Annotated in this window: 12 protein-coding genes, 1 tRNA gene and 1 pseudogene; 6 read left to right on the top strand and 8 right to left on the bottom strand. The window is 69.2% G+C overall.

The features are described 5' to 3' along the window. The 4 genes from ASD25_RS26385 to ASD25_RS26370 form a co-directional block, all read left to right on the top strand. A partial coding sequence (locus ASD25_RS26385; RefSeq protein WP_200943733.1) for a deoxyhypusine synthase family protein occupies positions 1-525 on the top strand: 525 nt, incomplete at its 5' end. 100 nt (positions 526-625) lie between these two features. Continuing rightward, on the top strand, positions 626-976 hold the full coding sequence (locus tag ASD25_RS31420; protein ID WP_200943732.1) for a ribonuclease: 351 nt from the start codon (positions 626-628) through the stop codon (positions 974-976). Between the two features lie 110 nt (positions 977-1,086). Then, a complete protein-coding gene (locus ASD25_RS26375) occupies positions 1,087-1,584 on the top strand; it encodes a hypothetical protein (protein ID WP_055829823.1) in 498 nt (165 codons plus the stop codon). Continuing rightward, complete coding sequence (locus tag ASD25_RS26370) at positions 1,581-2,354, top strand: hypothetical protein (protein WP_056621479.1); 774 nt, start codon at positions 1,581-1,583, stop codon at positions 2,352-2,354. The genes ASD25_RS26375 and ASD25_RS26370 overlap by 4 nt, the downstream gene beginning before the upstream one ends. On the opposite strand, the gene aguB is transcribed toward ASD25_RS26370, so the two are convergent. The 4 genes from aguB to ASD25_RS26350 form a co-directional block, all read right to left on the bottom strand. Continuing rightward, positions 2,321-3,190, bottom strand: coding sequence for an N-carbamoylputrescine amidase (gene aguB / locus ASD25_RS26365; protein WP_055829828.1), 870 nt, complete (start codon positions 3,188-3,190; stop codon positions 2,321-2,323). The genes ASD25_RS26370 and aguB overlap by 34 nt on opposite strands. Continuing rightward, positions 3,190-4,194: an agmatine deiminase family protein gene (locus ASD25_RS26360; protein WP_082560091.1), complete on the bottom strand. Its 1,005-nt coding sequence runs from the start codon at positions 4,192-4,194 to the stop codon at positions 3,190-3,192. Before ASD25_RS26360 ends, aguB begins: the two co-directional genes overlap by 1 nt. A gap of 142 nt (positions 4,195-4,336) precedes the next feature. Beyond that, positions 4,337-7,024: a TonB-dependent receptor gene (locus ASD25_RS26355; RefSeq protein ID WP_082560092.1), complete on the bottom strand. Its 2,688-nt coding sequence runs from the start codon at positions 7,022-7,024 to the stop codon at positions 4,337-4,339. Between the two features lie 237 nt (positions 7,025-7,261). Next, positions 7,262-7,338: transfer RNA gene (locus ASD25_RS26350), tRNA-Met, on the bottom strand. Positions 7,339-7,602: 264 nt separating this feature from the next. On the opposite strand from ASD25_RS26350, the gene ASD25_RS26345 reads away from it, so the two are divergent. Continuing rightward, entirely contained in the window at positions 7,603-8,841 is a 1,239-nt protein-coding gene (locus ASD25_RS26345) for a PQQ-dependent sugar dehydrogenase (RefSeq protein ID WP_055829830.1), read from the top strand. Here ASD25_RS26345 and ASD25_RS32520 read toward each other — a convergent pair. The 4 genes and pseudogenes from ASD25_RS32520 to argB form a co-directional block, all read right to left on the bottom strand. Further along, positions 8,842-9,123 (bottom strand): annotated as a pseudogene (locus ASD25_RS32520) (DapH/DapD/GlmU-related protein); the annotation flags it as partial. A gap of 1 nt (position 9,124) precedes the next feature. After that, a partial coding sequence (locus ASD25_RS26340) for a 2,3,4,5-tetrahydropyridine-2,6-dicarboxylate N-succinyltransferase (protein ID WP_235562890.1) occupies positions 9,125-9,801 on the bottom strand: 677 nt, incomplete at its 3' end. After that, a complete protein-coding gene (locus ASD25_RS26335) occupies positions 9,801-10,493 on the bottom strand; it encodes a pyrimidine 5'-nucleotidase (protein ID WP_055829834.1) in 693 nt (230 codons plus the stop codon). The genes ASD25_RS26335 and ASD25_RS26340, both read right to left, overlap by 1 nt. Continuing rightward, complete coding sequence (gene argB / locus ASD25_RS26330; RefSeq protein WP_055829835.1) at positions 10,490-11,416, bottom strand: acetylglutamate kinase; 927 nt, start codon at positions 11,414-11,416, stop codon at positions 10,490-10,492. Before argB ends, ASD25_RS26335 begins: the two co-directional genes overlap by 4 nt. 74 nt (positions 11,417-11,490) lie before the next feature. Here argB and ASD25_RS26325 point away from each other — a divergent pair, with 74 nt between their 5' ends. Then, a complete protein-coding gene (locus ASD25_RS26325) occupies positions 11,491-11,676 on the top strand; it encodes a hypothetical protein (protein ID WP_055829837.1) in 186 nt (61 codons plus the stop codon). Positions 11,677-12,017 lie beyond the last annotated feature (341 nt).

The raw sequence follows: 12,017 nt of genomic DNA, 5'->3' as shown, positions 1-12,017 counted from the left end.
GGCAACGCCAAGAAGCCCGGCTCGCTGATCCAGACCGCCTATGAAGAGGGCGTGCCGATCTTCTGCCCGGCCTTCGTCGACAGCTCGGCCGGCTTCGGYCTGGTCAAGCACCAGAAGGAGCGGATGGCMGAGGGCAAGCCGTAYCTGATGATCGACGCRGTSGCSGACTTCCGCGAACTGACCGACATCAAGATCGCGGCGGGCGTCACCGGCCTGTTCATGGTCGGCGGCGGCGTGCCCAAGAATTTCGCCCAGGACACGGTCGTCTGCGCCGAAATTCTCGGCATCGAGGCCGAGATGCACCGCTATGCGGTCCAGATCACGGTCGCCGACGTGCGCGACGGCGCCTGTTCGTCGTCGACGCTCAAGGAAGCCGCCTCCTGGGGCAAGGTGCAGACCACGCACGAGCAGATGGTCTTCGCCGAGGCCACCACGGTGGTGCCGCTGATCGGCTCGGACGCCTATCACCGCGGGACGTGGAAGAACCGCGACAAGCGCCGCTGGAACAAGCTGTTCGGCAAGTAACGGCAATCTGTGGCCGTCACCCTCGGGCTGGACCCGAGGGTGACGGAACGGAGGGAACCCCTCTCCCTCCCGCCCGCTTCTTCCTCGAAGGAGCTTCGCCATGACCGATCAGCATGAGACCGAGGACGCCCGCGAGGCCGAAGACATGGGCGAGAAGCCCGATCTGGGCCGCCGGCCGGACGCCCTGACCGAGGCCCTGTCGGGCTCGGACATGGGCTCGGACACCCGCTCCGGCTCCCTGCAGGGCGGGGCGGCCACGGGGTCCGAGGTCGATCCCGACCAGGACGCCATCAATGAGAGTCTGGCCACCGAGGGCATGGCTTCGACCGATGCCCGTTCGCCCGCGCCCGCCGATCCGGATCCGGTCAAGAACACGGGTGCGGCGACGTCGAGTCCAGCCCGCGACCGGGGCGAGGGCAAGCCGGACCAGGCCGACGCCCCGACCGGCTGATCCTCGGGTCCGTTCCACGCCTTGCCGAGGGCGTTAACCCGCCTTGCCGCCGCCGCAGCCATGGGCCACGGTGCCGACAATCAACACAGTCTTTTCAAGGACGATACGGGATGAAGCGCATGTTCGCGGCCGCCGCTCTGACGGCGGCCCTGGCCCTGGCCGGTTGCGGCCAGAGCCCCGCGCCGGAGGCCGCCGCGGCGAACGAGGCGTCGGCGGACACGGCGGCTCGCGTCGCGGCGGCGTCGCCGCCCGCGGAGTCTGCGTCCCCGGCCGCGCCGTCCATACCGGCCGCGCCCGGCGCGCCTTCGTTCGCCGTCGTCTATCCTGGCGGAACCGTGAGCGGACCCGCGACCGTGGCCCAGGGGCCCGACGGCCCCGGCGGCATTCTCAGCTTCACCACCGACGCCACGCCCGACACGGTGGTGGCCTTCTATCGCCAGCGCGCGGAGGCCGCCGGCCTGGCCTCGGTCATGGCCATGAACCAGGGCGAGGCCCGCGCCTACGGAGCCGCGGCCGACGACGGCAGCGGCAAGCTGCTGCGGGTCGTCGCAACGCCCGTGGAGAACGGTCCGACCAGCGTCCAGCTGGACTGGACCGCCGGCGGGTGAACCGCCGCGCCGCGTTCGCGGCCTGCGCCCTTCTGGGGGCCTGCGCCTCGCCCGGCGGTTCCGCGCTGGTCGAAGCGCCCCCAGGATACCTCGACGTCCGTGCAATCCACGCGTTGGCCGATGCGTCGCCCACGCCCCGGTCCGTCTCCGATCCGCTGCCGGGCGAGCCGGACACGGACCGCTGGTGGCTGGCCACGGCCCACGCCCAGCTGGCGGGTCCGGAGGCGGCCCAGCATTTCGACTGCGCCCTCGGCGTCCGTTTCGCGCAAAAACCCCGGCCGGCCCTGACCCGGCTGATGAACCGCCTGCTGGTCGACGCCGATAGCCTGACCCGCCTGCTGGCCGCCCGGTGGCCCCGGCCGCGTCCGATCCAGGCCGTCGAGGGACTGGAGCCGTGCCAGAGGGTCAGTGACGCCATCTCCGAAGACGCGTCGTGGCCGGCGGTCGGAGCCGTCGCAGGCTCGGCCTGGGGTGAAATGTTCGCGGCGCTGGCGCCCGACCGGGCCGCCGAGGCGCGCCGCATCGGGCGCGAGATCGGACTGAGCCGCGCCATCTGCCGCATGAACTGGCCGGAGGATGTGACGGACGGCGCGACCCTGGGGGTCCGGCTGTACGCGGTCGGGTCGGAATCGCCGGCTTTCGCCGCCGACCTTGAGGCCGCCCGGTCAGAGGTCGCCTCGGCGCGCGCCGAGGGTCTGACCAGTCCCGGCTGCGCCGCCGAGCGGCTGGCGCTGGATCAGGCCGGCCGTGGCGCGACCAGCGAACCGTAGAGATCCGTCCGCCGATCGCGGAAGAAGCCCCAGGCGGCGCGGTGGCGGTCGACATAGTCGAGGTCGAAGGTGTGGACCAGCGCCCCCTCGTCGGCGCGGCCGAAACTCTCCACCAGATCGCCGCGATGGTCGGCGATGAAGGACGAGCCGTAGAAGACCTGGCCGGCCGCGGTCACCTGCTCATGGCCCGTGCGGTTGGCGCCCACCACCGGCACGACGTTCGACACCGCGTGGCCCTGCATGGCGCGCCGCCACGGATCGGCGGTGTCCAGCTCCTTGTCGTGCGGCTCGGAGCCGATGGCGGTCGGGTAGAACAGCACCTCGGCCCCCTGCAGCATCATGGCGCGGGCGGTCTCGGGGTACCACTGGTCCCAGCAGATGCCGACGCCGACGCGGCCGTGACGGGTGTCCCAGACCTTGAAGCCGGTGTCGCCGGGCCGGAAATAGTATTTCTCCTGATAGCCGGGGCCGTCGGGGATGTGGCTCTTGCGATAGACGCCCAGCGCCCGGCCGTCCGCGTCCAGCATGACCATGGAGTTGAAATAGTGCGGCCCCTCGCGCTCGAAGATCGAGACGGGGATGGCGACGCCCAGTTCGGCGGCGACGGGCTGGAGCGCCGTCACGCAGGGATGCTCGCGCCAGGGGTGGGCGGTCGCGAACCATTTCTCTTCCTGGGAGACGCAGAAATACGGCCCCTGGAACAGCTCGGACGGCAGGATCACCTGCGCCCCCTTGGAGGCGGCCTGGCGGATCAGGTCGATGGTCTTGTCGATATTGGCCTGCAGGTCCTCGCCATACGAGGTCTGCAGGGCGGCGACCGTGATCGTGCGGGCCATCAGGCGGGCTCCTGCTGGGAGATGCAGTGGAAGGATCCGCCGCCGGAGAGGATGGCGATGGACGGCAGGGCGATGATCTCGCGGTCCGGGAAGACCGTCGCCAGCCCCTTGCAGACCAGATCGGCGGCGCGTTCATCGCCATAGGTCGGCACGACGACCGCGCCGTTGGCGATGAGGAAATTCATGTGGCTGGCCGGCACGGGCTTTTCGTCCTCGTCGCCGACGAAGCCGGGGGACGGCAGGCGCAGGACCTTGAGTGGCGCGCCGGTCGAATCCGTCATCTGCGACAGCGCGCGGGCCACGGTGTCGTAGACGTCGTCGTTCGGGTCGCCTTGGCCCCAGGCGATGGGGCAGGCGACGACGCCCGGCGCGACGAAGCGGGCCAGGTTGTCGACATGGCCGTCGGTGTGGTCGTTGAGCAGGCCGTCGCCGAGCCACAGGACCTTGCGGGCGCCGAGGGCGTGGGCGAGGGCCGCCTCGGCCTTCTCCCCGGTCCAGCCGGGATTGCGGTTGGGGTTCAGCACGCACTGGCGCGTGGTCAGGATCGTACCCTGGCCGTCATGCTCGACCGCCCCGCCCTCGAGGATGAAGTCATTGCGGGTCAGAGGGACGCCAGCGGCGTGACTGATCTGGTCGGCGACCGTGTCGTCGTGCTCGAGCTCATACTTGCCGCCCCAGCCGTTGAAGCGGAAGGCCGCCGCGGTCGCGGAGCCGGGGCCGAAGATGGGGCCCGTATCGCGCAGCCAGATGTCGCCGAAGCGGCCGTCGACGACCTCGACATTCACAACGCCGGCGAAACGCGCGCGGGCGTCATCCAGGGCTTCCGGCTTGCCGACCATCAGTTTCACCCGCTCGCGCCCGGGGCCCGCCAGGGCGCGGACGAGGGCCTCGACCTCGGCCCGGGCCGGCTCGAGGTTGTCCTCCCACAGCTCGGCGTGGCTGGGCCAGCCGACCCACATCGCGCGGTGCGGCGCCCATTCGGCGGGGACGAGAGTCTGGTTCATGGGGCCTCGTATCGGCGAATGGCCGATCGCGCCAGATAGAGGGCGCGGGGTCCGGTTTCAACGCGCGGGTGCGCGAACCGGCCATAGAAAAAGGGCGGCCTGTGAACAGGCCGCCCTCGTTCGTCTTCGTGTCAGTCCTGGACTAGAACTTCATGCCCAGGGTGATTTGCGCGATGCGCGGCGAACCGATCGAGTAGGTCCGCACCTGACCGCCGCGATTGGCGTTGGCCGCCGGCACGCGGGGATCGGTCGTCACCACCGTCGACAGGGCGTTGTTGCCCGTCGAGATGTTGCCCAGATATTCCTCGTCGAACAGGTTGTTGACGTTGAGCTGAACATAGGCGCCGCGGATGCCGAAGGTGTCGGTGAGGTCGTAACGCACGTCCAGATCGGCGACCGTATAGGCGTCGGAGATCTCGTCGTTGACGTCCGTGGCGAAACGCTCGCCGACATACTTCGCCTGCACGCCCACCGAGAGGTTCTCGGTCACATCCCAGTCAGCGCGGGCCGCGAAGGTCCAGTCCGGAGTCTCGACCAGGGTCTTGCCCTGGGTCTGCAGGAACAGCGGGATCGCGGTGAAGCCGGGAGCCACCGGGCAAACCGGGGTCGAACCCGCGACCTGGTTGGCCGAGGTGCAGTTGAAGTTGCCCAGGAACAGATTGTCCTGGAGCTCGCTCTCATTATACGACGCCGACAGGTTCAGGGCGAAGCTGTCCGTGAAGATGTAGCCCAGCTGGCCATCGAAGCCCTGCTGCTTCACGGCGCCGACGTTCCGGTCGGTGAAGAAGCCGAAGGTCGGCGAGGCGGGGTCGTTGTCCTGCGAGGCGACGATGCGGTTCTCGAACTCGACGTACCACAGGGCGGCCTGGGCGATCAGGCGCGAGTTGCGGAAGCGATAGCCGAGGTCATAGGACTTGGTCGTTTCCGGCTGCACGGTCGAGAAGTCGACCGAGTTGTCCGTCGTGTTCCGCACGGGCTGGTACAGGTTGTCCGTCCGCGGCACCGACAGGCCTTCGGCGTAGCTGGCATAGACGCTGTGACCGCCGCCGAAGCGGTAGACGGCGCCGACGTTGGGCAGGACATCGTCATACTTCAGTTCGGCCTCGTAGGGCGGGATGTACTGGGTCGTCCCGGTCGAGGCGAACTGGACGTTGCCGTTGGCCAGGGTGGCCGAAGGCGTCTCGGTCGTGCAGCGCACGTTCGAGGATCCGTTCTGCGAGAAGCAGTACTGGTTCAGCTGCCGCGTGAAGAACGGGGCGCGGACGCCGATGTTGATGGTCAGCGAGTCGCCGAGGAAGTCACCGATGTACTCGACAGCGAACTGTTGCAGTTCGGCGATCGAGAAACGATCCCGTCCGCGCAGGTACGAACCGTCCCGGCCCAGGATGCGGGCGTCTTCGTCACCCCAGCGCTCCTGGCCGCCGAACACGTTCAGCGGCTCGCTGACGGGGGTCAGGCGGGTGAATTCGCCGGTCTGGCGGTGACGGCCGTAGTCCAGCGAATAGGCGCCGCGGATGCGATGGCTGTCGTTCAGGTCCCAGATCAGCGAGCTGGTGATGCCGTAACGGTGGGTGTTGGTGTTGTTGGGGGTGTACAGGCCGACGTTGTCGCAGCTGTCGCCGTCGCCGTTCAGATCGACGCCGGTGCGGTTGACCGCGACCGCCGCGCACTGGGCGGGCGTGGTGACGGTGGCGTTGTTGGTCGTGTTCTGGTCCAGACGGTCGTCGCGCTCGCCCACCAGGGTGTAGCCGCCGCCGTTGGCGATGACATACTGGAACGAGGGGTCGAAGGTGAAGCGCAGATTGTCGGTGATGCCGTAGCTGAACTGGCCGCGGATGTTGCCCGTGTTGGACGGGTTGATCCGGATGCCGTGGTAGTTGGTGCAGCTGCCCGTCGCCAGGCTTCCGTCCGACAGGACGCGCGAGGAGCCGGTGTTTTCGTTCTGGACCGTGCCGTCGACGCCGACCGGACGGAAGCAGGCGATGTCGTTCTCCAGGTAGTTGCCGGAGGCGAACTGGGCCTGGTTGATGAAGTTATTGTAGAAATCGTTGCGGTTGACGTTCCAGTGCGCCGCGACGCTGGCGAAGTCGCCGTCGCCCAGGTCCTGATAGAGCTTGCCGTTGAACTGGGTCTTCTCCAGCTCGCCCGGGCCCTTGAACTTGTCATAGTTGGTGTACGAGACCGTGGCGTAGGCCGTCGTGCCCCACGGGCCGAAAGCGCCGGTGTCGCCGCGCAGGAAGACGCGGCCGTAGTTGTTCTCGCCGATCGAGGAGTTGACCTGCACGCCGGCTTCTTCCAGCGGACGGGCCGACAGGAAGTTGATGGTGCCGCCGGTCGCCGAGGCGGTCGGGCTGTCGACGTCGGTCGTGCCCTGGTTGACCGAGGCGCGCTCGATCAGTTCCGAGTCCAGCTGCTGGTTGGTGTATACGGCGTAGTTGCCGGTGTCGTTCAGCGGCATGCCGTCGAAGGTCAGGGAGACGCGGTTGCCGTCGAAGCCGCGCAGGCGGATGTTGCCGCCCGAGTTGCCGTAGGGGTCGCTGTTCACGAAGTTCAGGCCGGGGACCAGGTTCAGGGTCTGCAGGATCGTCTGACCCGAGGTCTGGGTGGCGATAAACTCCTGCGAGATGCTGGAACGGGTCTTGGGCACCGTCTGGGCGACGATGACGCCGTCGATGCTGGGCGTGCGCGAACCCGTGACGACCACGGTGTCCAGTTCGGTGGCGCCTTCGGTGGCGACCGTGCCCGAAGACTGGGCGGAGGCGGCTCCGGCGACCAGGAGGCCGCTGAAGAGGGCGGTCGTTGCCCAGAACACGCGTTTGCGGTTCGTCATTGTCATCTATCCCCGATGAAGATGGGCGCGAGCGCCCTGCGACCGGCGGCGGCCGGTTGAAATCCCGCCCCCTCTAGGCGTGCCATGGGAAAGTGGGACGACATTCGTGTGACAGTGATATGACAGCTCGGTCGGGTGACACGGGAGACACACTGCTGTGCGCCGTTTAGCTGTGGATGACGCGTCCGGCCTGATCCGCGGACGGAGCATCAGGCCCGGGAGATCATGAGGAGGAGGTGGTGGCTGGAGGCGGGCTCGAACCGCCGACCTGTGGGTTATGAATCCACCGCTCTAACCAGCTGAGCTACCCAGCCCCGATTGCTCGAGTCCCGGCGCGAACCGCCGACCTGTGGGTTATGAATCCACCGCTCTAACCAGCTGAGCTACCCAGCCCCGATTGCTCGAGTCCCGGCGGGAACTGGTCTGACCGCCGGAAGAGGCGTGCCTATATAGGCGGGTCRYGGCGGATTCAAGTCGGGGCGCGCCCATGGCCGCAAGCCAAAGGGCGTGACGCCGCGGGGCCGGAACGGCTAGGCAGAACAGGCCGTTCGTTTGCTGTTCCGTTCAAGGGGATTTCCATGCGCCTGCTCGCCCTCGCCGTCACGGTCGCCGCCGCCGCCCTCTCCGCCGCCTGCGGAGCCAATGGACAGGACGCGCCGCCCCCGGCGGGCGCCGCGCTGGAAACCCGACCCGCCAACGGCGCGAGCCAGCAGCCCGCCTTCGCCGGACAGACCCGCGCGCCCGGCCTCCGCACCGAAACGGCGATGACGCACACCGTCGCGGCCTCCGGGCTGGAGCATCCGTGGGGTCTGGCCCTGCTGCCCGACGGCCGCTGGCTGGTGACCGAGCGGCCCGGCCGCCTGCGAATCATCACGGCCGGAGGCGTGACCGGCGAGCCCGTCGCCGGCCTCCCGGCGGTGGACGCCCGCGGCCAGGGCGGCCTGCTGGACGTGGCGGTCGGCCCGACCTTCGCCAGCGACCGGCTGATCTACTGGAGCTATGCCGAGCCGCGCCCCGACACAGGGAACGGGGGCGGCAACGCCACCTCGGTCGCGCGCGGCCGACTGTCGGACGACGGCGCCCGGGTGGAGAGCGTCCACGTGATCTTCCGCGCCCTGCCGGCCTACGACGGCGACAAGCATTTCGGGTCCTCGCTGGCGTTCGACGGGGCGGGCCACCTGTTCGTCACCCTCGGCGAACGGTCCGACCGCCCGATGCGGCCCCAGGCCCAGGACCTCGGCTCGCATATGGGCAAGGTCATCCGCATCAATGCCGACGGCTCGGTTCCGCGCGCCAACCCCTTCGTCGGCCGCGCCGGGGCCCTGCCGGAAATCTGGTCGCTGGGTCACCGCAACGTCCAGGGCGCAGCGATCGCCCCCGACGGCGCCCTCTGGACCATGGAACACGGCACCCGCGGCGGCGACGAGCTGAACCGCCCCGAAGCGGGCCGGAACTACGGCTGGCCCGTCATCGCCTATGGGGTCGAATACAGCGGCGGGCCGATCAACGAGGGGATCACGGCGCGCGCGGGCATGGAGCAGCCGGTCTACTACTGGGACCCCGTCATCGCGCCGGGCGGCATGACCTTCTACGACGGCGCCATGTTCCCCCGCTGGCGCGGCGACCTGCTGGTCGCCGCGCTGAAGGAAAAACACATCGCGCGGCTGGTGCTGGAAGGCGGCCGGGTCGTCGGCGAGGAGCGTCTGTTGACCGACCTCGCCGAACGGGTCCGCGACGTGGCGGTCGGTCCGGACGGCGCCGTCTGGGCCGTCACCGACGAGCAGAACGGCAAGCTGGTCCGGCTGGCGGCCCGCTGATCAGTCGCGCAGCAGTTCGTTGACGCCCGTCTTCGCGCGCGTCTGCGCATCGACGCGTTTGACGATGACGGCGCAATAGAGCGACGGCCCGCCGTTGGGGTCGGGCAGGCTGCCCGGCACCACGACCGAATACGCCGGCACCTCGCCGCGGAAGACCTCGCCCGTCGCCCGGTCGATGATCTTGGTCGAGGCCGACAGATAGACGCCCATGGCCAGGACGGCGCCCTCGCGGACGATGACGCCCTCGGCCACCTCGGCGCGGGCGCCGATGAAACAGCCGTCNGTCGAGGCCGACAGATAGACGCCCATGGCCAGGACGGCGCCCTCGCGSACGATSACGCCCTCGGCCACCTCGGCGCGGGCGCCGATGAAACAGCCGTCCTCGATGATSGTCGGATTGGCCTGCARCGGCTCCAGCACGCCGCCGATGCCCGCYCCGCCCGACAGGTGCACRTTCYTGCCGATCTGGGCGCAGGAKCCGACCGTGGCCCAGGCGTCGACCATCGASCCYTCRTCSACATAGGCGCCGATGTTCACGAAGCTCGGCATCAGCACGACGTTGCGGCCGATGAAGGCGCCCTGACGCGCCACGGCCCCGGGCACGGCGCGGAAGCCGGCGCGCTCGAAGTCCGCCTCCGTCCAGTGGGCCCATTTGACCGGCACCTTGTCCCAGTACGGGCCCGGCGTCGGGTCGGCGACGCCCATGGTCGCTCCGACCGGCGCACCCATGCGGACGTTCGGGTTCAGCCGGAAGGACAGCAGCACCGCCTTCTTGAGCCACTGATGCGTGCTCCAGACGCCGTCCGCCCCGCGCGACGCGACCCGCGCCTCGCCCGAGTCCAGCAGGGCCAGGGCCTGTTCGACGGCCTTGCGGACCTCGCCGTGGGTCGAGACCGAGATGTTCGCCCGGTCCTCCCAGGCGGTCTCGACCGTGGATTCAAGGTGCGCGCGATCGAGCATCAGGCGTCTCCGGGCAGGCGGGCGGTGGCGAGGAAGGGACCGAGCGTGGCGGCCCGGTGATCGACGAAGGGGATATCGGCCTCATGGGCCCGGGTCCCGACCAGCACCGTGGTCATGCCGAGGGCGTGGGCGGGTTCGAGGTTTCGCACCGTGTCCTCGAAGAAGGCGGCCGAGGCGGGTGCGATTCCGAACCGCCCGGCCATGCGGGCGAAGGTGCGGGGATCGGGCTTGGGGATCAGGTCGGCGTCCTCCAGCGAGAACAGGCCGTCGAACAGGTCCGCCAGCTGCAGTCGCTCGATCACGCGCCGGGCATGGGCCGTCGAGCCGTTGGTGAAGACGATGCGCGGCCCGTCCAGCCGCTCCAGCGCCGCGCGCAGGCCCGGATCGGGCGTCAGCACGTCCAGGGGCACGTCATGCACCTCGGCCAGGAAGTCGTGAGGATCGATCTCATGGTGGGCCATCAGCCCGGCGAGGGAGGTGCCGTAGTCGTTCAGATAGCCCTTCTGCACCACCATGGCCTCGTCCGCCGGCAGGCCGGAGGTGCGCACCACATAGTCGTTGATGCGCTGCTGGATCAGCCGCATGAACTGCGACTCGGGCGGATACAGGGTGTCGTCCAGATCGAAGATCCAGCTACGGACATGGCGCAGATCGGCCCCGAACTCCGTCGCCTCGACCGCCTCGGCCGTCATTCCGCCTTCACCAGGGTGCCGGCGCCGTGTTCGGTGAACAGCTCGACCAGCATGGCGTGGGGTCGGCGACCGTCGAGGATGACCACGGCCTCGACGCCATCGCGCACGGCGGCCATGGCGGTCTGGAGCTTGGGAATCATGCCGCCGGTCGCCACGCCGTCGTCGATCAGCCTCGAGGCCTCGCCCACGGTCATCTGCCGGATGATCTGGCCGTCCGCGCCCTTGACCCCGGCCACATCGGTCAGCAGCAGCATACGCTTGGCCTTGAGCGAGCCGGCCAGGGCTCCGGCCACGGTGTCGGCGTTGACGTTGAAGGTCTGGCCGTCCTCGGCCACGCCGATCGGCGCGATCACCGGCACCCAGTCGGCGTCGGATTCCAGCAGCCGCACGATCAGCTTGGGGTCGACCCTGGTCGGTTCGCCGACCAGGCCGAGATCGACCTCGTGCTCGATCATGCTGTCCGGATCGCGTTTGGTCCGGCGCGTCTTTTCCACTGTCAGCAGGCCGGCGTCCTTGCCGGACAGACCGACGCCGCGCACGTCGGCTTCACGACCGGCCACGGTGATCCAGTGGGCGATCTCCTTGTTGACCGCGCCGGACAGGACCATTTCGGCCACCTGCATGGTGTCGGCGTCCGTCACCCGCAGGCCGTCGACGAAGCTGGACCGGACTCCGGCCTTGTCCAGCATGGCGCTGATCTGCGGCCCGCCGCCGTGCACGACGACGGGGTTGACCCCCATCAGCTTCAGCAGGACCACGTCGGCGGCGAACTGCCTGGCCACGGCGCTCTCGCCCATGGCGTGGCCGCCGTATTTGATCACCACCGTCTTGCGGTCGTAGATCTGGATGTACGGCAGGGCCTCGGCCAGCGTCTTCGCCGTGTCCCAGCCGCGTTCCTCGGATTGCCGTTCGGTCTCGTCCATGATGGCGGGTCAGTAAAGCCAGGGCCGCTCCCTGTCATCATGAAACCGGACGGCCCCGCCGCCGTTCCGACGGGATGAACCCGCACGACATCGACGATCGCGACCTGACGCCGTCCGGCCCGACCGACCCCGCCTCGCTGCAGCACCCCGACCCGACCCTCTGCCCCGAGTGTCAGGGCGCGGGCGCCAGCGCCTCGGGCGAGACCTGCGCCGTCTGCGAGGGAACCGGCAAGGCGACCGGCCGGACCGGCGGCGGCTGACCCCGCCGAACGCACGCCAACCTTGAATCCCGTTCTCCGGGAGAGTCGCGGCTTGTAACTATATGGCCACGCTGGCGGCTTATCCGCTCAGCCGGCTCGACCTCGGCCAGCGGGGCTGTTAAGAGGACCCAGCGGCGGCTTGTACGCCGTCGAAATTTCACTTGGGCTTCGGAGGGCATCCACCCATGCGCGTAAAGACTTTCATCATGGCCACCAGCGCGGTCGGGGCTCTCGCCCTGTCGGCCGGCGCAGCGGCGGCCGAGCCGAACGGCTGGTATGGGGCGATTGACGCCGGCTACCACACGTTGGGCGACGTAGAGACGATCTCGCAGACGACGTCG

The sequence above is a fragment of the Brevundimonas sp. Root1423 genome (assembly GCF_001426805.1).
Note: the sequence above shows the minus strand (reverse complement) of the source record. Positions and strands in the feature narration are given on the sequence as shown.